The 24,678-nt window shown below is 40.9% G+C and carries 23 protein-coding genes; 18 read left to right on the forward strand and 5 right to left on the reverse strand.

Annotated elements, in window-relative coordinates:
- Position 1: 1 nt before the first annotated feature.
- Entirely contained in the window at positions 2 to 1,807 is a 1,806-nt protein-coding gene (locus tag AC6HZ4_RS02695) for an IucA/IucC family protein (protein ID WP_497493521.1), read from the forward strand.
- A 237-nt stretch (positions 1,808 to 2,044) separates the two neighbouring features.
- Here the strand turns inward: AC6HZ4_RS02695 and rluF are convergent, their stop codons facing one another.
- Entirely contained in the window at positions 2,045 to 2,731 is a 687-nt protein-coding gene (gene rluF, locus AC6HZ4_RS02700; RefSeq protein ID WP_497493522.1) for a 23S rRNA pseudouridine(2604) synthase RluF, read from the reverse strand.
- A gap of 175 nt (positions 2,732 to 2,906) precedes the next feature.
- Positions 2,907 to 3,242 (reverse strand): winged helix-turn-helix transcriptional regulator, encoded by a 336-nt coding sequence (locus AC6HZ4_RS02705; RefSeq protein ID WP_497493524.1) that lies wholly within the window; start codon positions 3,240 to 3,242, stop codon positions 2,907 to 2,909.
- Between the two features lie 821 nt (positions 3,243 to 4,063).
- Between AC6HZ4_RS02705 and AC6HZ4_RS02710 the strand changes: the two genes are divergently transcribed.
- Positions 4,064 to 4,426, forward strand: coding sequence for a group I truncated hemoglobin (locus AC6HZ4_RS02710; RefSeq protein WP_497493526.1), 363 nt, complete (start codon positions 4,064 to 4,066; stop codon positions 4,424 to 4,426).
- Between the two features lie 24 nt (positions 4,427 to 4,450).
- On the opposite strand, the gene AC6HZ4_RS02715 is transcribed toward AC6HZ4_RS02710, so the two are convergent.
- Complete coding sequence (locus AC6HZ4_RS02715; protein WP_497493528.1) at positions 4,451 to 6,085, reverse strand: glycosyl hydrolase family 28-related protein; 1,635 nt, start codon at positions 6,083 to 6,085, stop codon at positions 4,451 to 4,453.
- A gap of 33 nt (positions 6,086 to 6,118) precedes the next feature.
- Between AC6HZ4_RS02715 and AC6HZ4_RS02720 the strand changes: the two genes are divergently transcribed.
- The 3 genes from AC6HZ4_RS02720 (at position 6,119) to AC6HZ4_RS02730 (ending at position 8,174) form a co-directional block, all read left to right on the forward strand.
- On the forward strand, positions 6,119 to 6,421 hold the full coding sequence (locus AC6HZ4_RS02720; RefSeq protein ID WP_497493529.1) for a hypothetical protein: 303 nt from the start codon (positions 6,119 to 6,121) through the stop codon (positions 6,419 to 6,421).
- Positions 6,422 to 6,760: 339 nt separating this feature from the next.
- Positions 6,761 to 6,991, forward strand: a complete 231-nt coding sequence (locus AC6HZ4_RS02725; protein WP_497495576.1) for an excisionase family DNA-binding protein — start codon at positions 6,761 to 6,763, stop codon at positions 6,989 to 6,991.
- Between the two features lie 262 nt (positions 6,992 to 7,253).
- On the forward strand, positions 7,254 to 8,174 hold the full coding sequence (locus tag AC6HZ4_RS02730; RefSeq protein ID WP_497493531.1) for an alpha/beta hydrolase: 921 nt from the start codon (positions 7,254 to 7,256) through the stop codon (positions 8,172 to 8,174).
- A gap of 104 nt (positions 8,175 to 8,278) precedes the next feature.
- On the opposite strand, the gene AC6HZ4_RS02735 is transcribed toward AC6HZ4_RS02730, so the two are convergent.
- Entirely contained in the window at positions 8,279 to 8,914 is a 636-nt protein-coding gene (locus AC6HZ4_RS02735) for a GntR family transcriptional regulator (RefSeq protein WP_497493533.1), read from the reverse strand.
- A gap of 308 nt (positions 8,915 to 9,222) precedes the next feature.
- On the opposite strand from AC6HZ4_RS02735, the gene garR reads away from it, so the two are divergent.
- The 7 genes from garR to AC6HZ4_RS02770 all read left to right on the forward strand — a co-directional run bounded on the left by garR (position 9,223) and on the right by AC6HZ4_RS02770 (position 17,324).
- Positions 9,223 to 10,116 (forward strand): 2-hydroxy-3-oxopropionate reductase, encoded by an 894-nt coding sequence (gene garR / locus AC6HZ4_RS02740; protein ID WP_497493534.1) that lies wholly within the window; start codon positions 9,223 to 9,225, stop codon positions 10,114 to 10,116.
- A gap of 14 nt (positions 10,117 to 10,130) precedes the next feature.
- A complete protein-coding gene (locus AC6HZ4_RS02745; protein ID WP_497495577.1) occupies positions 10,131 to 11,564 on the forward strand; it encodes a four-carbon acid sugar kinase family protein in 1,434 nt (477 codons plus the stop codon).
- Positions 11,565 to 11,804: 240 nt separating this feature from the next.
- Positions 11,805 to 13,163, forward strand: coding sequence for a GntT/GntP/DsdX family permease (locus tag AC6HZ4_RS02750; protein WP_497493536.1), 1,359 nt, complete (start codon positions 11,805 to 11,807; stop codon positions 13,161 to 13,163).
- A gap of 908 nt (positions 13,164 to 14,071) precedes the next feature.
- Entirely contained in the window at positions 14,072 to 14,854 is a 783-nt protein-coding gene (locus tag AC6HZ4_RS02755; RefSeq protein ID WP_497493537.1) for a Cof-type HAD-IIB family hydrolase, read from the forward strand.
- Positions 14,855 to 15,045: 191 nt separating this feature from the next.
- Positions 15,046 to 16,308, forward strand: coding sequence for an acetylornithine deacetylase (locus AC6HZ4_RS02760; protein WP_497495578.1), 1,263 nt, complete (start codon positions 15,046 to 15,048; stop codon positions 16,306 to 16,308).
- A gap of 184 nt (positions 16,309 to 16,492) precedes the next feature.
- Positions 16,493 to 16,825: a DUF1904 family protein gene (locus AC6HZ4_RS02765; protein WP_497493538.1), complete on the forward strand. Its 333-nt coding sequence runs from the start codon at positions 16,493 to 16,495 to the stop codon at positions 16,823 to 16,825.
- Positions 16,826 to 17,144: 319 nt separating this feature from the next.
- Positions 17,145 to 17,324: a hypothetical protein gene (locus AC6HZ4_RS02770; RefSeq protein WP_497493540.1), complete on the forward strand. Its 180-nt coding sequence runs from the start codon at positions 17,145 to 17,147 to the stop codon at positions 17,322 to 17,324.
- 217 nt (positions 17,325 to 17,541) lie between these two features.
- Here AC6HZ4_RS02770 and AC6HZ4_RS02775 read toward each other — a convergent pair whose 3' ends face one another.
- Positions 17,542 to 17,712: a hypothetical protein gene (locus tag AC6HZ4_RS02775; protein ID WP_497493542.1), complete on the reverse strand. Its 171-nt coding sequence runs from the start codon at positions 17,710 to 17,712 to the stop codon at positions 17,542 to 17,544.
- A gap of 355 nt (positions 17,713 to 18,067) precedes the next feature.
- Between AC6HZ4_RS02775 and AC6HZ4_RS02780 the strand changes: the two genes are divergently transcribed.
- From AC6HZ4_RS02780 to AC6HZ4_RS02805, 6 genes are all read left to right on the forward strand, one after another.
- On the forward strand, positions 18,068 to 20,818 hold the full coding sequence (locus AC6HZ4_RS02780; protein ID WP_497493544.1) for a GTP-binding protein: 2,751 nt from the start codon (positions 18,068 to 18,070) through the stop codon (positions 20,816 to 20,818).
- A gap of 450 nt (positions 20,819 to 21,268) precedes the next feature.
- The gene (locus AC6HZ4_RS02785) at positions 21,269 to 21,613 is read left to right on the forward strand and encodes an ASCH domain-containing protein (protein WP_497493546.1); all 345 of its coding nucleotides are present in this window, start codon (positions 21,269 to 21,271) and stop codon (positions 21,611 to 21,613) included.
- Between the two features lie 9 nt (positions 21,614 to 21,622).
- Positions 21,623 to 22,057: a hypothetical protein gene (locus AC6HZ4_RS02790; protein WP_497493547.1), complete on the forward strand. Its 435-nt coding sequence runs from the start codon at positions 21,623 to 21,625 to the stop codon at positions 22,055 to 22,057.
- Between the two features lie 366 nt (positions 22,058 to 22,423).
- Positions 22,424 to 23,476, forward strand: a complete 1,053-nt coding sequence (locus AC6HZ4_RS02795) for a toxic anion resistance protein (RefSeq protein WP_497495579.1) — start codon at positions 22,424 to 22,426, stop codon at positions 23,474 to 23,476.
- 13 nt (positions 23,477 to 23,489) lie between these two features.
- Positions 23,490 to 24,311, forward strand: a complete 822-nt coding sequence (locus tag AC6HZ4_RS02800; RefSeq protein WP_497493549.1) for a DUF3974 domain-containing protein — start codon at positions 23,490 to 23,492, stop codon at positions 24,309 to 24,311.
- Between the two features lie 204 nt (positions 24,312 to 24,515).
- Positions 24,516 to 24,674, forward strand: coding sequence for a hypothetical protein (locus AC6HZ4_RS02805; RefSeq protein ID WP_497493550.1), 159 nt, complete (start codon positions 24,516 to 24,518; stop codon positions 24,672 to 24,674).
- Positions 24,675 to 24,678: the final 4 nt, after the last annotated feature.

Genomic DNA, 24,678 nt, shown 5'->3' on the forward strand with positions numbered 1-24,678 from the left:
CATGAAAATTTGTGAAACACCTATACATACGTTAACAAGCAAAGCTTGGAAAGAAGGAGATCAACGGCTTTTAGCCAAAATGCTTCAAGAGTTCATGTATGAAGAAATTATCACGCCGAAGTTGATTAGTGAGGCAGAGGGCATTCGGTTTTACGAATGGAGAGATAAAAAAGGGACAGTGTACTGCTTCCAAGCAAAACCTCGCTTGTTTGACAGCTTTTATATTTTGCCTGAGAGCATTAAAGTAATAACAGATGGGACAAATAATATACCGTTGTCTCTTGCTCTTTTGTTAAGCATACAAGAAGAGGGAAATATGACAAGCTCTACGGCAGGGCATTTAATAAAAGAGTATTTACATACATTAGTGGCAGATACTCACCTAAAAGAAACGTCGAAGTTATCTAAAGAGCTGATTGAATTGGACTATGCAGAACTGGAAGGGGAAATGACGGGACACCCATGGATTACATACAACAAAGGCCGGATTGGTTTTGGGTATGATGACTATGTAAGATACGCGCCTGAGCAAAAGAAAAAGGTGCAGCTGTCGTGGATTGCGATCCATAAAAATATTGGGACATTTCATTCAGCAGAAGGGCTATCTTATGAGCGTGTTATAGAGCAAGAGCTTGATGAAAAGACACGCCAGCTGTTTTTGGAAAAGCTGACAGCCAGGGGAGTACAAGCAAAGGATTATTATTTTATGCCGGTTCATGCATGGCAATGGGATAATGTAATTGTGTCTATGTTCGCTGCTGAAATTGCTAACAAAGAGCTGATTCCATTAGGGGAGGGAGAAGACAACTATCTTCCGCAACAGTCCATTCGCACATTTGTGAATGTAACGAATAAGGAAAAGTATCATGTGAAGCTGCCAATGAGCATTTTAAATACACTTGTATACCGGGGATTGCCGAGCGAGAGAACCGTGATTGCCCCTGAAGTAACGACATTTATGAAAAGCATACTAGAAAACGATTTGTTTTTAAAAGAAGAATGTCGTCTTAGTTTGTTGGGAGAGGTTGCGACCATGAATGTGGATCATCGTGTTTTTACGAAACTAAAGGGAGCTCCTTATCAATATCTTGAAATGCTCGGTGTAGTTTGGCGGGAAAGTGTTTATAACGCACTGCAAGATGATGAACATGCAATTACACTTGCAGCATTGCTGCACGTGGATCATGAAGGAATGCCGTTCGTATCAAAACTAATTGAAAAATCAGGTCTTACAGCGGAACAGTGGGTCAATAAGCTTGCAAAAGCAATTTTACCTCCATTGCTTCATTACCTATATCAGTATGGTACTGTGTTTTCACCGCATGGCCAAAATACGGTGCTTGTACTGAAAAACTATATGCCAGAACGTATAATTATGAAGGATTTTGTAGACGATGTGAATATTAGTGACCAACCGCTACCAGAGCTGGCGGTGTTGTCAGCCGAGTTGAAAAAAGTATTGCGCAGTGAACCGCCTGAAGGGTTGACACAATTTATTTTAACTGGATTATTTATTTGTCACTTCCGTTATTTAAGCAATATTCTACAGGAACACGAACAAGTTTCTGAACATCGTTTCTGGAGCATAGTTCGCGGGGAAATCCTTTCTTACCAACGAAGATTTTCACATTTACAAGAACGATTCCAGCTATTTGATTTGCTGCGTCCGACATTCACGAAGCTGACACTTAATCGAAATCGCATGTTTGATTATGGCTATGAAGATGACGGTGACCGTCCACATGCGAGCGAATATGGAAAAGTTACTAACGCTCTTCATGAAGCAGCAACTCAAACAACAATGTAAGAAGGATAAAAATAGAACCTTATTATTCTTTTTCTCTATGAATGATAGTGTTACTCCAAGTAGCCTGAGCATGTCGCAAAACTCATTTTCATGCAGAAGTTGGGCTGTCCTATTTCAATACGGTTTCAAAATACGCAAAGCACTCCTTAATAGGTGGTGAAGTGAACCCTAATAGTGAGACATGAACAAAACACCTCCTTGATTCGCATACTAAGAAGACGAATCAAGGAGGTGTTTTTATAATAACGATATTAACTTCTGTAATTCCTCCTCAGTCAGATTCCGCCACTGCCCCTTATTCAAACCATCAATTGTAAGATTCATAATTCGGATACGCTCCAGCTTCGTTACGTTATAGCCGAAGCTTTTACACATTCTGCGAATTTGGCGATTGAGGCCTTGTGTAAGAATGATTCGAAACACAGAATCATTGATTTGGGATACCTTACATGGTTTTGTTTTTGTACCAAGAATTTCCACACCGCTGGACATACCTTGTATAAAAGCATCATCAATAGGCTTGTCCACCTCTACAATATATTCCTTTTCATGCTCATTCTCAGACCGTAAAATTTTATTTACAATGCTTCCATCGGTTGTCAGTAAAATTAAGCCCTCTGAGTTTTTATCAAGGCGCCCAACTGGAAAAATGCGGTCTGGATGGTTTACGAAATCAATAATATTGTCTTTTACATGCTTGGCTGCCGTACATGTAACACCTACAGGCTTATTTAGTAGAATATAAACAGGCGGCTTCCTTGGAGGAATGAGCTTTCCATCAATACGTACAGTATCTCCAATATCCACTGTATCACCAGGCTCGCAAATACGATCATTAATCGTAATGCGTCCTGCCTCGATCAATCTATCTGTTTCTCTTCTAGAGCAAATACCCGTTTCACTAATATATTTATTAATCCTCATTTAAACCGCATCCTAACTTGGTAGTGTAAAGGTTATCTTTGTTTATGTACCATTATACAAGAATTTAAGGAAGCACTCCTTTTTCTTCTTTAATTGGAAAATAAAAAGGAGTTAACCCCAAAAATCCGCTTTTAGAGGACTTTTTGAGGTCAGCTCCTTTCCCTATATGCACTGCTCATTGTTGATTGATTGTATCTTCTTCGATTTTCACCCAGTCCTGAGACCACTTTTCAAGCTCTGCAATGACAGATTGTAACGAGCGTCCTTTGTCTGTTAGCGAGTACTCAATGCGAACAGGTGTTTCTGGGAATACCTCCCGTTTTATAATGCCTTCATGCTCTAAATCCTTGAGTCTCTCCGATAGAACTCTTCCACTGATAGGAAGTGCAGCTTCAATTGTACAAAAGCGCTGAGGGCCAGAAAGAAGCTGGTGGATCACTAATACGGCCCAACGCTTACTGATAATCTCTACACTTTTCTCAAATCGTGGACATAATAGAAACTGATCCATATATCTCACCTCGTTCTATCATTATTATACACTATATGTACTTTACATAAAAATTATTTAATTTATATATAGAAACTTAATGGTTTCAGGAGGCATGTAGGTAGTCTTTTTTATAGACTTTTTTCGAGAATTATATCAGTTACTTTATTCAATGAACGAGTGTGTTCAGTTCCAATTAATATAAGCTGAAGTGGAGTGAACTTGCTGCTCTTCCAAAAAAAATAGGGGATATAACTTGTGCTGAGAAGAATGTACCGTAGTATTGAAATTGGATATAGGATGAAATAAGGAAAAAGAAAACATGCTGCAGGAATGAAGCAGCATGTTTTCTATACTAAGGAATATTGTGTATTAGCAGTTATGGCGTTTTACTAAGAATATTAAGAGTCTGGAGAGAAATTTTCAAAGTAGTAGGCAAGTAGAAGAGGTAGGGCGAAAAAAGGAGAGAATAGTACCATTCCGATCACAAATTCCAACATATCAACACTCCTTTCATTTATGGAAGCTTGCATAAATGTGACAATTTTGTGAACTCCTTATTCTCATTTTTACATAAAATGGAATAAACTTCAAGCTATTTTTTCTAATTTTTCTGAAAATTAGTAATGCTATGAAGCGATAGAGTTAGAAGGATGAAGGGGGAAGGTTTGCAGCTGTTTGATTTATTAAATATATTGTATTCTTCGTTTTAAGAAAGCGTTATCATTCAATGTTTTTATTAAACTGCCTAGATTTTCAGCCAAGCTCAAAGGATTGAATAATAATTACAAGGTGATGGAAAAATAATCCTGTATACTATATTAGATAAGGAGCAGGTACTAATGGAACAAACATTGTATGAGAAGCTTGGAGGAGAGGAAGCCATTGCGAAAGTAGTGGATTATTTTTATGAGGAATTAGTCTTAAAGGATGAAACGGTGCAGCACTTTTTTGAGAATACAGATATGGAAAAGCAAAAACGCCATCAAGCGAAATTTATTAGCTTTGCTTTAGGTGGTCCAAATCAATACTCTGGAAGGTCAATGGCAAAAGCGCATGAAGGGATGAACCTGCAGCCGGAGCACTTTAACGCTATTGCAACTCATCTTCATGATGCACTTGCGCATTTTGGCGTGCAGGAGCAGGATATTCAAACTGCTTTAGATAAGATTGCGACTCTCCGGGATGATATTCTGTATAAGTAAGAGTAAAAGGGACAGATGCAACCATCAGTCCCTTTTTATGTTTTCTTTGTGTTCATTAATAAGAATAGGAATTTTATACCCCTCAGCATGAAATTCCGAAATACGAGGCGTGGCGTTAACCGCTTTTAGTCCATAGGTTCCGCTCTTGTTGTTGGCATTAACATGATGAATGGTTAGATGTTGCACTCCTGCTCCTATATACATAGCTTGAGGAGCGGAGTTGCGAATGGCGACCTGTTCGATTTCGACACAATCAGCGCGCTGTTTCCCTCCAAAGACTTGAATATCTGTACCTGCTGTTTTAAAGCTTCGAATGGCGATGTTACGTAGGACAATATTTCGAGCACGATATTGAAGAGCGATAACAGGATTCCCTTTATAGTCATAATCAGGGTCGCCAATTAGCGTAAAATGATTGATAACAACATTTTTATACGATGAAATCACCATACCGCGTGGATTAGAATCTGTATATAAGTTTGTATAAACAGGCGCTATGGATACAAGATTCGTCGCACGGATATCGTAAGCTGTCTTTGATTCAGGATCAGTGCTGGTGTGATGCCCGATATGGCGAAAGTTGTACGAACGGTTGTCGTTGACAGAAAGGTGTCCAATGATTTGTACATTTGAAGCTGCTGATGAGTTATGATGAGCCTTAATTTCCACACCGCCAAAGCATCTAGCGGTAGAGTTGTTCACAAGCCAGATGTTTCGTGAACCGTCATCAATTTCAATACCGTTCGAGTTAGAAAATCCTTTTTGGTGTGCTCTTCCGCTTGGATCGCACATGTGGCAATTAGAGATCATGATGCTCTCGCTATGATGTGTGGTAATACCATCGTCTCCAAAGCCAGAGCCGTTCAGGTTATCGAGCCAAATGTACTTGCTGCCGCCCCATGCGCGGGTTCCATCTCCTGCATAACTATAGGCAGGAGATGAAATGTCAAAGCAATGCAATCCAGGATTCAACGCAGCTACATCCTTTACCCAACCGAATGTAACATGGGCAAATGTAAGGCAGCTGGAATGGTTGCCTCCTGTACACGTTTTTTGTTCATAGCCGAGCCGTTCCACATTCCAGTCTAGAGTCATTCCTTGTATGTAAATGTTACGGTTCCCTCGCCGGTAATTCGCATTTGTAATCAGTCTGGTTCCTTTGGCTGCAGCATGATGAAGCTTTATGATGGTTTTGCCTTTTCCTTCCCCTTCAAGGTATGTCCATGATGGCAGCTGCAGCCCTTTTGTTATGAATACTCCTTCAGGAATATGCACCCTCACCCGGCCGCGGCCGATCGCCTTCTTAAAGGCTTCTGTATCGTCAGTCCTGCCATCGCCTGCCGCTCCGTAGTCCTTTACATTGACTGTACGCCGTATGCGCTTTAATAGGTGATTGTATTCTTTATCTAATAGAGCCTTCCAAGCAGGAAAGGCGTGACCTTCTTCATTTACATATGTGGTGCAATCGGCCTGTGCTGCATTGGAACGTATATGCTTGAGAAAAGAAGGCTTCAGCCTAGACATAGGAGGATTATCCCTTACCCTATGAAAGATAGCGTTTGTTTCTTCGACGGCTTTTTTTATACTTACCTTTTTATAAGCAAGCTGAGACAGCAGCCTTGCATTTTTTTTGGGATCATGGCTTTGATCAAGATACATAATTCTTCACCTCGTTTTTGTGAGATAAGTGTTATGCTTATCATTTTTCGACAGGCTTCCTATGTCATTGGAAGACGCGGCATGAATCTGAAGGAACAGGTGCCAAAGATGCTAAAAATTTATACAGAACGTAAGGATAGACAGCATCACTGGAAGCAATGGAGTGCTTTGACGAAGGCGTTCAAAGTGCTTCGTCCATACTTATTCTATCATGTATCTAACCAGGCCTATCCATTATTCAACAAAGAGATTTGCACGTATGGGTTGACCCAAGCAGAACGTGACGTTTTGCAGAAATATGTACTGGAAATTTGGTTAGAAGGAATAGAAGCCTGACTTCGTTTGGAATCCACACAACATGTTCTTGCGCTACCACCATTTTGCCGCAAAAGCCAGAGGACTGCGCTCCAGAATGGTGGGTGCATTGGTGCAAGAACATCGCAACATGTATAGGGTAAAAAAAGAGAAGTAGGATTACTCCCGCACTTGCCACCTTGGCGGGCAAGTACGGGAAGTGTGAGCTCTCCCTATTCGTCCTATGAGAAGCCTGTTGAACGGCTCTGTATTTCGCTTCCTAGGAAGAAGATACGGAATCCCCCACCTTAAGGAACGTTAGCGAGTGGATGGTGGGTGTAGTTCAATATATAATAAGCATATAGAAAGGATGGGAAGATGATGTATTTAACTGTAAAAGAAACAGCTCATTTTTTAAATATGCCGGAAGCTGAGATTGAGAGCCTCATTCGGCAAAGACGTATTCGTGCTGTTCATGACGGAGAACAGTATTTAATAAATAAGGAACAGTTCAATAATCATCTTGAGCAAATAGAAAAGTACAGAAAGCTTATTGATGAAATTTTAAGTGAACCGATTCCAGATGATTTGGATGTAAAGGATGAGGATTGATAGATAGAGGATTGTCGAATAAATTTAGAAAAAAGACGAGAAAACGGACAAGTAGTTTGTGTTTACGCCAAAAAATACAACATATACATGAGTAAGTCACATAAGGAAGACGGGCGTGCTTTACGGGAAGTATGCTCGTTTTTTTATATGTTTATTCACTGCATTTCAGGCAAAATGTCTAAAAAGCAACATAAGAATCAGGATAAGCACACATTTTTTGTTGCTCTAAATAGGAAATATATAGAAAGGTATGGGGACAGAGATGGAAATGGCTTTTATGGTACAAGCATCAGATGGTATAGAAGTATCTTGTATGAAATGGACAGATGAAACAAGGCAGCCAAGGATGATTTTGCAAATTTCCCATGGCATGGCAGAGCATATTCGCCGTTATGATGCATTTGCACGAATGCTTGTTAGGGAAGGGATTTTTGTATATGGCAACGATCATCGCGGTCATGGGTATACGGCAAGGAGAAAGGAAGATAGAGGGTATTTCGCAGATGAGGATGGCTTTGAGATAGTTGTTGAGGACCTGCATCTCATAACGCAGCAGATTCAAAGAGAGTATCCTGGCACTCCAATAGTATTATTTGGTCACAGTATGGGCTCATTTCTTGCGAGACGGTATGCACAGTTATACGGCAGAGAGCTGCACGGGATGATCTTATCAGGGACAGGAGATAACGCAGTTCCTTTGCTGAAAATAGGCAGGCTGATTGCCCGCTTAGAAATGAAGAGAAAAGGTAGAAAAACACCCAGCGTGTTTTTAAACAGCTTATCCTTTGGACAATTCAATAAGCCATTCCGGCCGAATCGCACTGCGTTCGATTGGCTAAGCCGTGATGAGCAGGCAGTGGACAAGTATATAGCGGACCCGCTATGCGGCGGAATTTTTACTGGAGGCTTTTTTTATGATTTGTTTACGGGCAGTGAAGTAATTCGAAAGGCGGAGAATATTGCAAAGGTGCCGAAGGATTTACCGATTTTCTTTATATCCGGGGACAAAGATCCTGTAGGCAGAAATACAAGGGGTGTATTGCATGCATACAAAGCATTTCGAGCGGCCGGTGTGCATGATGTGTCGTACACATTTTATAAGGATGGCCGTCATGAAATGCTGCATGAAATCAATCGAGAGGAGGTATATAGGGATATTTTGAATTGGATGAAGGAGAGATGATTAGGATTAACAATTGAGATAAATGAGTACAAAGGCCCCTTCCAACAAAGGAAGGGGCTCTCACATTGTCTTCATATTTTTGTCGTTTGTAAATCTAAACAGCTTTATTGACTTTTGTTATTACTCAATAAATGCAAACAAAATTCCAAGTCAGCCTGCAAATGCTCCTTCATTAACAGCTCTGCTGTCTGTCCATCTCTTGCCTCGATCGCGTTATAGATTTTCTCATGTTCATCAATGAGGAATGGGCGATTGTAGTATACGACGGTATGCCGAAAAAGGTAGATGATGGATTGCATACGGTCAATAATGTCAATCATTACCGGATTATTGCTTGCTTGTACGATAATTTCATGAAATCTTTCATTGGCCTTCATGACTTCCTCACGGGTTCCCGTTCTTCCAATTTCTACACATTTCCAAAGAGCTACAAGTTCGCTTTCTTGAAGATACGTTGCTGCGCATTGGGCAGAATATCCTTCCAGCAGCATACGAACTTGGAACATGTTTCGTAAATCTTTTTCAGAAGGGCTGACAACCTTTTTTCCTTTAATCAGTCCTTCTTGCTCTAATCTTCGAATCGATTCTCGAATGGGTGTTCGGCTTACGCCTAATTCAGCTGCGAGCTTTTCTTCAACGATTTTCGTTCCATGAGGAATCTTACCATGTACAATCATATCTCGGATGATTTCGTAGGACTGATGGTAAGCAGGACGGGACTTTTCAGTATCTTGGCGCATATCGTTCACCTCTTTTCTCCGTGCTTCTCACTTAAAAACTGGAGTCTATATTCTTCTCATTAAAAGTATAGACTAGAGACTCTAGAAAAACAAAAATAAAATAAATGAATACAAATAAAATAAAATTGTATACAAAAATTATTTTTTCGTGTACAATCCTAATTGTAACCGCTTAAAAAATTGAACATGCGATTGCGTAAGCGGATACTTTATTATCTTTAGACTTCATTTATTAGCAGCATCCGCTCTTGCTAACCAGCAAAGCGGAAAGAGAATCTGCTGAATTAAGAGATTTGGGAGGAATACAAATGAAAAAGAGCATCGGTTTTATAGGCTTGGGTATTATGGGAAAACCAATGTCATTGAATCTCATCGAGGCAGGATATAAGGTAACAGTTTATGATATAAATCAAGACGCGGTAGAAACATTGGCTGCTGCAGGTGCTATTGCAGCCGAATCTCCAAAAGAGGTAGGAGAAAAGAGCGATATTATTTTCACGATGCTTCCAAACTCTGAGCATGTGAAGGCGGTTGTATTAGGTGAAAATGGAATTGCAAGCGGTGCGCAACAAGGAGCAGTAATCGTTGATATGAGCTCTATTTCACCGGTGGTTTCTAGAGAAATTGCAAGTGAGTTAGCACAAAAGGGGATTGAAATGCTGGATGCGCCTGTAAGCGGAGGAGAGCCGAAAGCAATAGATGGCACCTTAGCCATTATGGTTGGCGGTAAGGAAGAGGTTTTTGAAAGCGTTAAACCTGCACTGCATTGCATGGGAAAAGATGTAACGTTAGTAGGCGGAAACGGATGCGGTGCTACTGCGAAATTAGCGAATCAAATTATTGTGAATCTCAACATCGCTGCAATGTCAGAGGCACTTGTACTAGCTGCTAAAGCTGGAATTGATATTGAAAAAATGTATCAAGCCATTCGCGGCGGTCTTGCTGGAAGCGCTGTCTTAGATGCAAAGGTTCCGTTAATTTTAGAAAGAAACTTTGTAGCTGGAGGAAGAATCGACATCAACCTAAAGGATATGGCAAATGTTATGAACACAGCACACGAAATCGGTGTCCCGCTTCCACTTTCTAGTCAGGTATTAGAAATCTTCCATGCATTGAAGGTAGAGGGCAAGGCAAGCCATGATCACTGCGGCATTGTACAGTATTATGAAAAGCTTGCGAATGTGGAAGTAGGGAGAGCTTAAAGATGGGAACAGTTATGAGTAATGAAAAGCGATTAGCGAAAAACGTTTTTGCTGCTATCCCACCAGTAGATTGTAATGTTGTTGATGAACTGCTGGAAAAGGAATTGCAGGATTTTACGAAAAAAGTAGTCGTACTTGATGATGATCCTACTGGTGTACAAACAGTTCATAATATCTCTGTGTATACAGATTGGTCTGTAGAGAGTATTGAAAAGGGCTTCCAGGAAGAAAATTCCATGTTTTTCCTTCTTACAAATTCAAGAGGCTTTACGGCATCCGAAACTGAGCAAGCACATCAGGAAATCGCCGAGAACATTGCAACGGTTGCAAAAAAGCATAATAAGGAGTTTATTATCATTAGCCGAGGGGATTCTACGTTAAGAGGACATTATCCTTTAGAAACAGAGGTGCTAAGGGATACAGTACAGTCAAGCTATGGGACTATATTTGACGGTGAGGTGCTTCTGCCGTTTTTTAAAGAGGGTGGACGTTTCACGGTTGATAATATTCATTACGTTCAATACGATGAGTATTTGGTACCGGCTGGTGAGACAGAATTCGCGCAGGATCGAACATTTGGCTATACAAAGTCACATTTAGGTGAGTGGGTTGAGGAAAAAACAAACGGTGCTTTTAAAGCTGAAGATACAACATATATCTCGCTGGCAAGCATTAGAGCATTGGATATAGACACAATTACAAAGCAGCTGCTTGCAGTTCACGATTTCAATAAAGTAGTAGTCAATGCTGTTGATTATGTAGATGTGAAAATTTTTACTACGGCGTTAGTAAGAGCAATAAAGCTGGGCAAGAATTTTATGTTCAGAAGTGCAGCTGCTTTCACGAAGGTGATCGGAGGAGTAAGCGATAAGGGTTTGCTTACAAGAGCTGAGCTTATACAGGAGGAGTCTAATCACGGAGGATTGATTATCGTTGGCTCTCACGTGAAAAAGACGACGGAACAGTTAGAAGAACTAAAAAAATGCAGCTTTATTGAATTCATTGAATTTGACTGCCATCTTGTTTTACAGACAGAAAGCTTTCAAGCTGAAGTAAATAGGGTTATTGAAGCTTGTGAGAACTTAATCAGCTCGGGGAAAACGGTAGCCGTTTATACGAAAAGAGCAAGACTTGATCTCGGCCCGAACAAAAAAGAGGAAGAGCTAAAGCTGTCAGTTCAAATTTCGGATGCAGTCACAAGCATTGTGCAAAGGCTCCAAGTAAGACCAAGCTATATTGTAGCGAAGGGCGGTATTACATCAAGTGATATTGGTACAAAGGGCTTACAGGTAAAGCGAGCGACTGTAGCTGGTCAAATTCAGCCGGGAATTCCGGTTTGGGTGACAGGGGAGGAAAGTAAATTCCCAGGAATCACATACGTCATTTTCCCTGGAAACGTGGGAGCAAAGACAACATTAAAGACCACTGTGGAAATTTTAAATCAGTAATTATGAGGATTTTGTATTTGGAGCGAGAGTGGATGTATACGACTGCTTCATTATTATAGTCATGATGCATGTTCGTATACATCAAACTTCTTGCAATTAATTTATTTGAAAGCGAATACAGAAAGCGTTCTAGGTTTAAGTAATTGTAAATATATGCAGCTTTAGATGACTTGGCCGTGTAATACCAATACAAAGAGATATACAGGATTATTAATTACATCTTGAGAAGGAGAGTAGGACATGAGTTCTTTATTTGGACTAAGCCATAATACAAGTTTATTGTTATATGCGGTAATATCTATACTGGGTTTAATTCTATTGATTGCTAGATTTAAGACAAACCCATTTATAGCATTAATTGTTGCGGGATTGTTTATGGGATTAGCTTCCGGCATGAAGCTTCCTGATATTGTGAAGGCCTTCCAAGAAGGAGTGGCGAGTGTCTTAGGCTTTATCGCTGTTGTTCTTGGACTTGGAACCATGCTTGGGAAAATGATGGCAGAATCGGGCGGAGCTGAACGAATTGCCCGAACGCTTGTCGGTGCATTTGGTGAGAAAAATGTTCACTGGGCGATGATGGTTGTTGCAGTTATTTGCGGTATTCCTGTATTCTTCCAGGTTGGTGTTGTACTCTTAATTCCACTTGTTTTTGTAATTGCAAAGCATACAGGAACTTCTCTCATTAAAATTGGTCTTTCGTTAGTTGCTGGACTTGCAGTTGTACACAGTCTTGTTCCGCCGCATCCGGCTGCGATGCTGGCTGTTGGAATCTTTCAGGCGGATTTAGGAAAAACAATCTTTTATTCTATCCTAGTTGCGTTTCCAGCTGCAGCAGTAGCAGGTCCTATTTATGGCTCTTATATTTCAAAAAAGATTCGTGTAGAACCGTCCGGGGAACTAGTAGAACAATTTACAAAAACAGAACGTAAAGATTTACCTGGCTTTGGAATCACTCTGTTTACAATTTTGCTTCCTGTTCTTTTAATGTTAACAGCAACAGTAGTAGATCTTATGTATCCTGCTGAAAGCATGTTCCGTCAAGTTGTTGATTTTATCGGCAGCCCAATTGTAGCGCTGTTGCTTTCATTAGTATTTTCTTTCTATTCATTTGGATTTGCGCGTGGATTTAACGGAAATGATATCTTAAAGTTTACGAATGACTGTCTTGGACCGGTAGCTTCTATTATCCTAATTATCGGGGCAGGCGGCGGCTTTAATAAAATTTTGACAGCAAGCGGAGTAGGTGATGCCATTGCAAAGCTTGCGACAGATGCAGCAATTTCTCCGATCCTATTGGCATTCTTAATCGCTGGTATGATCCGCGCAGCTGTTGGTTCTGCGACTGTTGCGATGACAACAGCAGCTGGGATTGTAGCACCGATTGCGGCGACAATGCCAAATGTTAGCCCAGAGCTATTAGTGCTTGCAACAGGAGCTGGCTCCATCATGCTGTCTCACGTAAATGACTCAGGATTCTGGTTGATTAAAGAGTTCTTCAACATGTCAGTACCTGAGACATTAAAAACATGGACTGTGATGGAAACAATCTTGTCCTTTACAGCTTTTCTGGCAATCCTTTTACTAGATGTATTCATTTAAGGTTAAAAGCAGGGGAGAGGAAACCCCTGCTTTACTTAGTTTAGCTATTCTTAATGGCAGCTATTCTTCTCAAATACAAGAGGTTCCTTATCAGCTGTCCCTGCTGAAGAATGAAAAGTTTTATTGTTGCACGAATAAAACAAAAAGCCATGCGATCCAATCGCATGGCTTACTTTCAGGAATTGTAAGTGCTTACATTTTTATTTTCAAACAACGTCTGCTGAAGAATTCTTAAAGTATTGTCGTAATACAATTGGTAACAAGAAAAACGGAGAAAAAAGCACCATTCCTACTGCAAATTCTAGCATAGCTATCAAACTCCTCTCTCGTTATCAGTTGTCACATTTGTAAATGTGACAAAATTGTGAACTTCTATATTTCTATTTTCACATAAAGAAGCCTATTTGACAAGGTGTTTTTTAAAAATTTTCAGAAAATTTTGCTAAATAATGGGTGATTTATGTTTTAGATGGTTCTGTAAGTAGAAAGAGGTTAAGCTGGGGTATAAATCCAATACCATCATCCTATTTCAAGCTAGATCATTTAAGGAGAAAAGCTTGTAAAGATATGAATATAGATTCCTGAATGGGTAAATAAGGAATTAATGGTATGTTCTAAATTTAACAAAATTAAACAAAATTAAACATTTACTATATAATTGTTCTTATATAATGAAAGCAGGACCTTAGATTCTGAAAAATAGCTCAGAGGAAGGCCTGAGGGCAAAAACTTTTTTCCTCTGTAAAAGAATGAACATGCTACAATAGAAGGTGTTTTATATTTACAGAATACCATCTCATCGTTTAGTGAGAGACTGCACTAAAATGTTTTGATGTACTAGGAAGTATTGCATAACATATCTATCGAGACAAAATGGTTCTTGTCTAGGCACAGGGGGAAAGTTAATTATGAAGTATAAAGTTGTTTTCTTGGATATTGACGGCACCATTTTGCCGCACGGAAAGAGCGTAACCAATGCAACAAAACAGGCAGTGCAGCGACTAAAGGAGAATAACATTCACGTCGTAATCGCAACAGGGCGAGCGCCTTATTTTGCAAAGCCTGTTATTCATGATTTGGATGTGCAGTCGATGATCTTCTTTAACGGCTCTTATGTATATCATAAAGGAGAAATCATCCACCGAAAACCAATTGAGAAGGACGTACTAAAGAAGCTTCATATTCGGACAAGTGATTATAAGCATCCGTTAACATACCTTGGAGGAACAGATCTAAGAGTAACAGAGCTGGAGCATCCTTATGTCAAGGAGGCATTTCGCCAGGAGATATCTGGATTACAGGAGGCACATCCCGCATTTTGGAGGGATGAGGACATCTACCAATTGTTTCTTCACTGTGAAGCAGAGGAGGAGCATGGGTATCAGCAAAGCATTCCCGAGCTATATTTTAGAAGATGGAGCAGTCCGGGGATGCGTACATGCGATGTGAATTGTGCCAATACAACAAAAGCAACCGGGATCCTGAAGCTTCTAGAGCAATTGGAGGTTTCACAGGAAGAGGCTGTTGCCTTTGGAGATGGTTTGAATGATGTTGAAATGCTGTCTATGGTTGGTATGGGAGTAGCGATGGGGAATGCCATTCCTGAGGTGCAAGCCTATGCGGATATGGTTACAATTACAGCAGAGGAAGATGGCGTGAAGCATGGACTGGAGAAGCTAGGACTTATCTAGAGCGGAAGGGTTATAAATTGTTAACCCTATAAATAGCTTTGAAAGCATGTTAGCTATTATTTATATGAAAGCAGAGGCTGGAGCGCTAGAACGCTCTGTACCCTCTGCTTTTCTTTTTGGTGATTTTGTGTGAAGATGAAAAAAGTTCTATAAAAGAAAGGGAGAGTTGAGCGGTGAACGAACAAATTTGGATGCTATTACAACAAATTGACGAGCGAAAGGAAGAGCTGATTGAGCTGACCAAAAAGCTTATTCAGTTTGAAACTCCTGCTCCACCAGCCCGGAATACAAGCGATATTCAGGGGTTTGTAGGGGAGTTTTTACGAAAATGCGGCTTTGTAATAGATCAATGGGATGTATATCCGGGAGATCCAAATGTAGTGGGGGTAAAGAAAGGAACGAAGTCAGAGCAGTATAAAAGCCTTATTATTAATGGTCATGTAGATGTTGCTGAGGTAGCCGAAGGCGAACAGTGGAAAATAGGCCCATTTTCCCCTTTTGTCGAGGATGGATATTTAGTCGGTCGGGGTGCTGCGGATATGAAGGGTGGGATCGCAGGGGCATTGTTTGCGATTCAGCTTCTTCAAGAGGCAGGGATTGAACTGCCGGGGGATTTAATTTTTGAATCTGTAATCGGTGAAGAGGTTGGAGAAGCAGGGACCCTCCAGTGCTGTAGGCGCGGCTATAACGCTGATTTTGCATTGGTTGTTGATACAAGTGATCTGCACATTCAAGGGCAAGGCGGGGTTATTACGGGATGGATTACAGTCAAAAGCCCGCAAACCTTTCATGATGCAACAAGACGACAAATGCTTCATGCAGGAGGAAAGCTATTCGGCGCAAGCGCTATTGAGAAAATGATGAAAATTATCCAAGGGCTTCAGGAGCTTGAAAGACATTGGGCAGTGATGAAAACATACGAAGGATATCCGCCAGGCATGACAACGATTAACCCTGCAGTTATTGAAGGGGGACGCCACGCAGCTTTTATTGCGGACGAATGTCGTCTTTGGATTACTGTACATTTTTATCCAAATGAAACACATCATCAGGTAACACAAGAAATCGAGAGTTTTATTCGTAAAATTGCTGATGCTGATCCATGGCTGCGGGAGAATCCTCCGCAATTTCAATGGGGCGGCGAATCTATGATTATCGATCGGGGAGAAATTTTTCCGTCCTTAGAGGTTGACCCGGCTCATGCAGCCGTACAAACATTATTCTCGCTTCATGAGAAAACACTCCGCCGCCAGGCAACGATTGATATGTCCCCAACGGTTACAGACGGGGGATGGTTTAGTGAATTTCAAATTCCAGCGGCTATTTATGGACCAGGAACGCTGCAGGAGGCACACTCTGTTAATGAAAAGGTAGCGGTTGAACAACTTGTTGAGTTTACGAAGGTAATTCTTGCGTTTATTTATGAGTGGTGTCATACAAGTAAGGAACAATAAGCCTGTAGGCTTCTATTTAACATTTTCTCGAAAGAATTCCTTTTCCTCAAATGTGTGAAGGGCGTCGCGGGTCGGGAGGGGTTATTCACTGAACGCAGGGAGAGAAGCAGAAAAAAGATAGCAGCAAAATGATTCTCTAAATGAGTATAATAGACATAGTAAAGCAAAGAAGGGAGAAATCATTTTGCCGCATATCGTCATTCGAGGAATTACAATTGAACAAACTAAGGAAATTAGCAAGCCGTTAGTAGAGGAACTTGCATCCATTTGTGATTGTGGAACAGACAATTTTACATTGGAGGTACCGCAATCTGTTTTTATCTTTGATGGAGAAGAAATACCATCGTTTCCGCTGATTGAAGTAAAATGGTTTGAGCGTGGACAAGAGATTCGTGATAAGTTCGCACGGGCTGTTACAAAGTATATAATGGGGACAGGGGCTAAGGAGGTAGAGGTTACATTTATTTCATTAGCAGAGTCCGCTTATTACATTAATGGAATAAGATGTGACGAATAAAAATAGTTATAAAAAAACGGAATCCTGTCGTGTGTGTTCGAGAGAGTTCCGTTTTTTGTACTTTAAGAAATTAAAAAATTTTCAGGTAAGAGGCCGTTTTACGTAATGAGCAGTTGTAAGAATAAAGTATGAGTGCAGCTAGGCCATTGTGAATCTTTCTTTCATAAAAAATATAGGAAGGGACGGCAATGTGATGTAAATATTTCAAAAAAGTGTAAGCGGTCACAATTTAGGTGAGGTTAAGTATGGTGTTTTACAAAAATTGGATATATAATAAGGATGTAGGAAAGAAATAAATCATTTGAAGGAGGTAATTCAAATGTCTCTCGTTCAATTTGATGAGGTATATGAAATCTGTTGTGAGATGGCAGATGTAAAAGTGCGGAGGGAAGCGAGGCCGATCATTCCAGCGAAGGATGATTATTACTGGTGGGAAAAGGCAGTGCGGGAAGTATTGAAAGAAGAAAAGAAAGAGGAAGAGCTTTTTATTATGTCATGAGCCTTTGTTCGGTAGAAAGGAAAGCATGCAGGTGAAATGTACGGTGTATACTTGAATCCCTTGTTGTTCTGTTTATATATGGAGCAGCAGGGGATTGTTTAATAAGGGCATGATTTTATGTTTCTTGTAATCATGCAAAGACTCCGTTATTGGACGGGGTCTTTATTTATGTCTCTGGTGTAAAGACGTTACATGCAGGGCATGAATTCCTGCAAGCTTACGGATTATGATGCATTACCAAACAGTTTGTATGTGTATCAAGTTCTGGTTCATATGGATGAATCCAGCGCATAATCACAGTGAGTGCTGCACATATTCCGCGCTCTTCCATCATCTCTACAGAATTATAAAAATTCAGACGGTACCAACTTACTACATGTAAGATCACTTCAGATTCGCCTGATTTTTCCCTTTTGTCTGTTTCATAGCATAACCATCTCGTTTGTTCTATTATGAGAAATAAACTGTCTTTCATATATTGGGTGTTGTTTATCATTTTATATGTAGTATTGCATTTTTAATAAAAATCATCGATCTTTGTCCTTTTTTCTTGAGAAACCAGGATCTTCTTTGAAACTATGTTAAAAATTTTACATAAAGTGTCTTTCTTGTCATGGAAATGAAAGTAAAATAAAATTTTGTTAAAAAGAAAATATGATAAAATAAAGAGATTGAAAGAGGATAGGTGCTCCAATCATGTGCTCCTGTTTTCAATGAATTTTGCTGTATATCGGAGGAAAATCATGACAGTCGAGAAGCAGTTTATTAACAAGTCGTACTATGAAACCTTTTTAATAGAGAATGAAACGAGACATCCAATTGAGGTGCTTGGTGCGTTGTACCGGGCGGAAGAGAGCAATGAAATCACTGATTTGTCTTATATTCGTTTCGCGCAAGGTGAGATATATTATCACAGTAAGGATTTAGAAGCAGCCATTTTTAAATGGGAAAAGGTCGAGAATGAACTGCAGCCATGGGCCATAAAGAATATTGCTGATAGCTATTTTGAGCTCGGTATATTAGAACGTGCTGAAGAGCTGTATACATCTATTGTTACAGATTGCAGCACGTTGACGACAGAAATTGCGCTGCAGCTGTTTTCTCTTCATATCGAACAGAATAAAATCGAGTCTGCCTTCAAAGTCATTCAGGAGGCGGTATCGTTCAATGCTGATTATCCGAATGTCACATCTCTAGCGCGCGCTTTCTATGAGGAACAGGAGGATTGGAACAGCGCAATTGAGCTTGCGGCGAAGGAAGCCATCCGGACGGAATCTCTTCAATGGTTTGAAATTTTAAAAGGCTATGTGAGCAAGGGATATACGAGGGGATTTGCGCCAGGGTACTTTTATGAGCTGTTGGCTGTGCTATACAAGCTGGATCAAGGGCATTTTGTGCAACTGGTTTCTGCACTTTGGCAGAGCTATAAAAATCAAGAGTCATATTTGGCTTGGATGCAGATTATTAATCTTGTATTCTTAGAAGCTGAGATAAATCCTTATGATGCCTGGGAGGAAATTGCTGCTCTATATGAGGATGCATACCATGAATTTATGACGGGACAATATTTTATTAATGAGCTGCATGATGTTGTGCCGAATTTAGTTACGAATTGGCTGAAGCTGACACCTCATTTGCATGCTGTATTTCCATCTGCAGCAGTATTGGCATGGAGCGAAATGTTCCCGCACAGTATAGAGGCGAATCTTGTAAGTACTGCTAAGGATTTAATTCGCCGCTCTGAGTATAGCAATGACCTTCTGGAGCATGCGCTGCAGCTTTTTGATTCGATTACACAGTGGGCAAAGCGAAATGATTTAGAGGCAGGACCAAGATGGGATTGGCTCGTTCGCCAGCTTGCGGACGCAAACACACGTCATCTCGTAGTTACTGGTGTAAAAGGGAACGGGACATCTTCCTTTATCAATTCTCTACTGGGAGAGGATGTGTCAGGTCATGCTGCGGATGCAGTTGTTGCGATTAGCGATGGTGCAGAGACAGAAATTACTGTTATGAATGAGACGGAAGTAGGGACGATTTTCAGCCTTGCTGAATTCCAAGAAGTAACAGCAGGAAACACTTTATCTAGTCAACGGGGAGAGTGCGTCCATGTAAGAATACCAAGCAAGTTTTTATATGAACATGCTCTCACCATTTTTGATATACCAAACTTTCAAGGCAGCGAGCTGCTTGAATATGCCCGTACGTCCAACGGCCTGTTAGTTGTGCTGAATGTGAATGAGCCGTTTACGGAGCAGGAGCGCAGGGTGCTTCTTCAAGTCCGAAAGCAGCTTCCTAACCTGCCGATTCATTTTCTATTAAATAAGATGGATACCATTTACAGTGAGCAGGAAGCCATGCGGATTACACAAGGTACGCAGCTGCGCATACAGGCTGATTTCCCTAATGCGGAAGTTTTGCCATATTCCTCCTTGTATGCAAGCAGACAGCAATTAAGTGATGTAACAGACTTCCTAGCGGCTGGCTTTGGACTTCAGGGCATGGAAGAGGGGCGTTCTGCGAAGCTTTTATACCTCATTAAAAGCATGATTATGTATCTGATTAGAAAACGTGAGGAGAAGGAAAGAAGACTGGCAGATTCTATAGAATGGAACGAGGATATGCTTGCAAAGCTGAATGCTGCTATTCATAAGGTAAGTGATCTGGAGCAGGAAAAGGCAGGAATCATCACAAAATCGTATGCAGTTGTAAAAGAGGCGATTCAAGACGAGCTTACGGAGCAAATTCCTAAGCTGCTGCGGGAATGTTCCGATATTTTGAGCGAGGATAGTGATTTCCGAAATATTCATGTTAAGATTAATGAAGAGATGAATAAGAGAATACAAAGCTATTTGCAAAATAAAATATTGCCGGAATGTCTTGTTTCCATTCAGGAATGGATTGCAGAGTCCCGTGAGGAGCTATTGCAAGGGCAGGGCTATTTAGAAGAAATGAGCGAGGCGTTTAATGCGCTATACGAGGAAGAGAAAATCAGGCTTGAGTGTGATTTCAGAGTGCTTGATGATTGGCAGCGCGACGCAGAGCGAATTACAAGTACGGTACAAATCGGGGAAGTGAATGTGTTCCTTCGATCCAAGCCGTCACAATTTTTATTAAAAAGCGCTGGGAAGTTGTTCGGGACTTTCGGACAAAACAGAACGGTGCTGTACAATCAATATAAGAAGCATATTGAGAGCGAAGAGTACAGCGAAATTGCTGCTGCTGTGACAAGTAAGTTTCTCCTGCAGTTTGAATTGCTGGAAAAGGGGCTTGTACGGGATGTAGGAATGTTCTTCCGAAATCCGCTTTCTGTTTTGAGTCAGCTTGCAGAAGAGACAAATGCAGACATTCAAAGGGAGCAACAGCTGCTTGATACAATGAAGGCTAGACCTGAAGTGTATCGTGATCCGCTTACGCTGTTTGAAGTGAAGCTTCGTCAATATGAATGGGTAACAGGGACAGGAGAAGTGAGAAATCCTTTAGCTTTCTCTTAATATAAAAAGTTCGTAAGTTTATAATGACTTGCCATATGGCAATTACAAGGGCTGTCAAAGGGGAGGGAAATCCTTTTTGACAGCCTTTTTGTATTTATCTAGTCTCATGTCTTTTGACGGACCTTGTTAGCAGCTTCCTTGATAAAGAAACGGTGCCTATTTTTGTATAAATTTATGCTAGACTGTACCTGAGTTTACAAGAATCCATCAGGTTATCCAGATAGTCCGAGTGGACCTGGCATCTCTTTCTCTGGCAGTTCAAATGGCAGTAGTTCGTAGATCATTCCGTTTCACATGGGGGAGGCTCCTATCCGGCGTCCCTGCTGGACAGCTGCTGAACCCATCTATTGTTCCAGAACTTTTCAGGGATGCTATTTTAGTTAATGATACAATTTGAGAATAAAGTATGGTAAGGTTTGGGTGTATCAATTTATGAGGAGGAATGTTGAAATGACAACACATCAAGACAACCAGGCGTTACCGCCAAAAACATGTACGATCGATCGTCTTGTTACACTCCCGGCGGATGTTGCGAAGGTGATTGCCGGACAAAAGACAGCAACGCGCCGCAACGGTAGATATGCAGATGTTGGGGAAATTATGACGCTAGAGGGGAAACAGTTTGTTGTAGAGCGTGTATATACGCAAACACTTGGGGAATTAACAGACGAGCATGCTCAGCAGGAGGGCTTTGAAAATGTAGAAGCATATAAGCAATCTATTTTGTCTATCCACCCGGGCATGCCATGGCTGCCTCATATGAGAGTTTGGGTGCATGAGTTCCGCGCGGTATAATGTAAACGCATGCTGTATCATTTCTTTCTGTATATACATATAGCCAGCGCCATTTTATCAATTGGCCCGTTCTTTGTTTTGTTTTCTACGATCAAAAAGCTGCGCCATGCGGATGAACAAACGGAACAAGCTTATCTTGATACGTTTCGATCTGCTGTGTATTTGGCTAAGCATGCCGGGCATGTATTGGTTGTTTCAGGCATTCTACTAGCGGTGACAGGGTCCTGGTCATGGTCAACCCCTTGGATTGTGATGACCGTGCTCATTTTATTGGCTTCTTTATTTTTTCTGGCGCGTGCATTCTCTCCGACCATTCGTAAATTCGGAGAGCCGGGAGAGGATAAAGAGGCGTTGGTACAAAAGCTCAATCGCTCCGTGTGGATTTACATCATTTTATTGATGATGATGCTTTGGTTTATGGTTACGAAGCCTATGTTATGGTAGTGGGGCATCCGTTTTTATGGGTGCCTTTTTATTTTATCTTGTAACAAGAATAAGCTTCTAGCTGAGCAGCCATTCAACGTTTGTCTACAGCAAAAAAACCACTGATAGTACTTATATGATATGGTCACATATTTCCCAAAAATTATTTCATTCAATCGCTTCAGGGGTTAAGAGGATAAGGTTTTTCTAAGACTTAAGACCTAATTTGTTACATCTTTACATGAAAAAATATTAAATACGATCTTTTTGGTTTAAAATGGTGATAGGTGAATTTCTTCTTAAAGAACTAATGAAGGAGGGATTATGTTGGACAACTTACAAAGAAAAGAGCTCCTGTCTCCATCAACAGAGGGTGAATTAGAGACAATGGCGGATGTTATTATTCGCGAGGACGAGCTTGTTCAATTGAATAAGGAAGCGGATATGTATGTGCAAAAGCTAAGCGGTGAGAATCATGCAGATCTTTCACATGTGCTGGCTCAGCTTTCTGCGCTTGGAGATAAGGAGCAGCGCGAGGCAGGAGAAACACTCTCTGCTTTAAAGCGTCCGGTTGCCGCAATGATGGGAGGAAAGCACGATGAAATTCCAAAAACGCTGCTGTCCCTCCGCCAGACTGTCTCAGAGTTAAATCCGAATGCCTTGGAAGCATCTGGAGTGAAGCGTATGATGTATAAAATGCTTCGTAAAAATCCGTTAGAAACGTACGTGCACAAATACCAATCTATTGATAAGCAAATTGAAGAAATTATTAAGGCGCTGCTCGTTGGGCGTGATAATTTGCAGGAGGATAGCGTCAGCCTTGGAATGCTAAAAGAGCAATCAATGCAAAAAATTCAAGCGCTTGATAGACAAGTGTATCTTGGCAGAAGATTGTCCGATATGCTTGAGGATGAGCGGCAAAAGCCTGAGCGCCAGAGGGATAAGCCGCTTATTAACGATGCGCTTGAGAAAATTCTTGTTCGCACCCGCAATATGCAGCAGGCTAAGAGCATTTTGCTGCAGTCGATTGCTTCAATTGATATTATTAAGAAAAATAATGAAAAGCTGCTAGAGGCGATTCGAAACGCGATTACAATGACACAAAACGTCGTAACGGTTTCTGCTTCTATTCAGTTAGCGCTGAACAATCAGCGCAAAACGATTGATGCGGTGAACGCGACAAATGAAGCAATTGAGACAATGATTCTCAGCAACTCCCGTGCGTTAAAACAGAATACTGAGGAGACGACGCGTCTGCTTGAAAATCCAGCCATTGGAATGGATAAGCTGCGTGAATCGTTCCAAAATGTGTTCGCTGCGATTCAGGCGTCCGAGGAATCGTCGGAGCGTATTATTCAATCAAGCCGTAATTTTGTGAGAGAGCTTGACTCTTTTAATGATGAGATGAAAAAGAAGCTAATTCATCATACAACGAAATAGAGAGGGGACTGTAATGAGCTTTTTGTCTTTTATTTTAGTTGTATTGGGCGGTCTTTTGCTTTTTGGATTGAGTGCCGCAGCGTTCGTGTTTTTTATCGGGAGAAGGCTGTTTATATCATGGAAAGAACCGTATAAACGGGCAACAGACTCGTTAATGCGTCTCTCAGGCCAGTCCATTTCCTTTCTGCAGGAATTTTCTCAGCACCCATTTTTATACCAATGGCTTCGTAATGAGGCAGCTCGCGAACCAGCCGCTTTACATGTTTTATTTTGCGCAGCTGATAATAGTACAAGAGAGCGGATTCTGGCTTCATTGACCAAGCAGGAGCAAAAAAAGCTGCACGCAGCGGTAAAGCAAAAGAAAAAGTTTTCGCAGCAGGAGCTGGATGATGCAAGAGCTGCGGTGAGGCGGTATATGGAAGAGGAGTATCGAAATCCATTGAGAAAATCCAGCCTTTCATTTTATAAGCTATATTTTTACGAGGAATATGGACAGGCGCTGCAGCATATTGAGCATTATAAAAAAGCGGTAAATCCTGTATTACAGGAAGCTATTACAGATATTGCTGCTTCTGCCCTGCGCAGCATCCCGTATTATAAGGAGCGCCGTATGTATGAGCAGCAGCATAAGTTTGAAGTGTTTTTGGCAAAGGACCTACCGGATATGCTAACGCTGATTTCTAATCTGCCTCCAGCGCAGCGCCAGGAAAAGGAAAAGGAGCTTGCGGCATTTTTACAGGAGTTCCAAGAAGAAATGAATGGTGCGCATGCAGCACTTGAGCATGAGTTGAATGTAAAAATGCGCGCGGCGAAGGAAAAGTTTCATGCAAACTAAATAGATTGATGCAGGAAGGCTTCATTTGGGCCTTCCTTTTTGTACTTCATTTTATTGGAGGTACTTCGTAAAATGTACGTTTCCTAATTTTGTATGAAGATGTCGATACAAATAACTATTTCCGCGGAAATACAACAAATTTCTCTTATGTTATAGTTCTCATCATTTTTTCTCATACTAAAATCGACAAAGGAGGGAAATAGAATGGGCAGAGGCAAAGCATTTCATCATAAGAAAAAAGGACACGAGCCAACGCTGCCGGAGAATGCGATCATCCATAAGGAGATCAATGAGCATACGGTAGAAGAAGAAGAGCTTCCGGTTATAACGGAAGCATATAAAAACAGCTTAAGAAAAGGCTAAACAA

It is taken from the genome of Ectobacillus sp. OTK (genome assembly GCF_059698935.1).

Bases quoted from the DNA above. Each gene is read 5' to 3' on its own strand.
- rluF (WP_497493522.1), bottom strand. From the start codon at position 2,731: ATGAGGATTAATAAATATATTAGTGAAACGGGTATTTGCTCTAGAAGA.
- AC6HZ4_RS02715 (WP_497493528.1), bottom strand. From the start codon at position 6,085: ATGTATCTTGATCAAAGCCATGATCCCAAAAAAAATGCAAGGCTGCTG.
- AC6HZ4_RS02780 (WP_497493544.1), top strand. From the start codon at position 18,068: ATGACAGTCGAGAAGCAGTTTATTAACAAGTCGTACTATGAAACCTTT.
- AC6HZ4_RS02745 (WP_497495577.1), top strand. From the start codon at position 10,131: ATGAGTAATGAAAAGCGATTAGCGAAAAACGTTTTTGCTGCTATCCCA.
- AC6HZ4_RS02720 (WP_497493529.1), top strand. From the start codon at position 6,119: ATGCTTATCATTTTTCGACAGGCTTCCTATGTCATTGGAAGACGCGGC.
- AC6HZ4_RS02805 (WP_497493550.1), top strand. From the start codon at position 24,516: ATGGGCAGAGGCAAAGCATTTCATCATAAGAAAAAAGGACACGAGCCA.
- AC6HZ4_RS02705 (WP_497493524.1), bottom strand. From the start codon at position 3,242: ATGGATCAGTTTCTATTATGTCCACGATTTGAGAAAAGTGTAGAGATT.
- AC6HZ4_RS02770 (WP_497493540.1), top strand. From the start codon at position 17,145: ATGTCTCTCGTTCAATTTGATGAGGTATATGAAATCTGTTGTGAGATG.
- garR (WP_497493534.1), top strand. From the start codon at position 9,223: ATGAAAAAGAGCATCGGTTTTATAGGCTTGGGTATTATGGGAAAACCA.
- AC6HZ4_RS02800 (WP_497493549.1), top strand. From the start codon at position 23,490: ATGAGCTTTTTGTCTTTTATTTTAGTTGTATTGGGCGGTCTTTTGCTT.
- AC6HZ4_RS02725 (WP_497495576.1), top strand. From the start codon at position 6,761: ATGTATTTAACTGTAAAAGAAACAGCTCATTTTTTAAATATGCCGGAA.
- AC6HZ4_RS02790 (WP_497493547.1), top strand. From the start codon at position 21,623: ATGCTGTATCATTTCTTTCTGTATATACATATAGCCAGCGCCATTTTA.
- AC6HZ4_RS02730 (WP_497493531.1), top strand. From the start codon at position 7,254: ATGGAAATGGCTTTTATGGTACAAGCATCAGATGGTATAGAAGTATCT.
- AC6HZ4_RS02755 (WP_497493537.1), top strand. From the start codon at position 14,072: ATGAAGTATAAAGTTGTTTTCTTGGATATTGACGGCACCATTTTGCCG.
- AC6HZ4_RS02695 (WP_497493521.1), top strand. From the start codon at position 2: ATGAAAATTTGTGAAACACCTATACATACGTTAACAAGCAAAGCTTGG.
- AC6HZ4_RS02750 (WP_497493536.1), top strand. From the start codon at position 11,805: ATGAGTTCTTTATTTGGACTAAGCCATAATACAAGTTTATTGTTATAT.
- AC6HZ4_RS02795 (WP_497495579.1), top strand. From the start codon at position 22,424: ATGGCGGATGTTATTATTCGCGAGGACGAGCTTGTTCAATTGAATAAG.
- AC6HZ4_RS02760 (WP_497495578.1), top strand. From the start codon at position 15,046: ATGCTATTACAACAAATTGACGAGCGAAAGGAAGAGCTGATTGAGCTG.
- AC6HZ4_RS02735 (WP_497493533.1), bottom strand. From the start codon at position 8,914: ATGCGCCAAGATACTGAAAAGTCCCGTCCTGCTTACCATCAGTCCTAC.
- AC6HZ4_RS02710 (WP_497493526.1), top strand. From the start codon at position 4,064: ATGGAACAAACATTGTATGAGAAGCTTGGAGGAGAGGAAGCCATTGCG.
- AC6HZ4_RS02785 (WP_497493546.1), top strand. From the start codon at position 21,269: ATGACAACACATCAAGACAACCAGGCGTTACCGCCAAAAACATGTACG.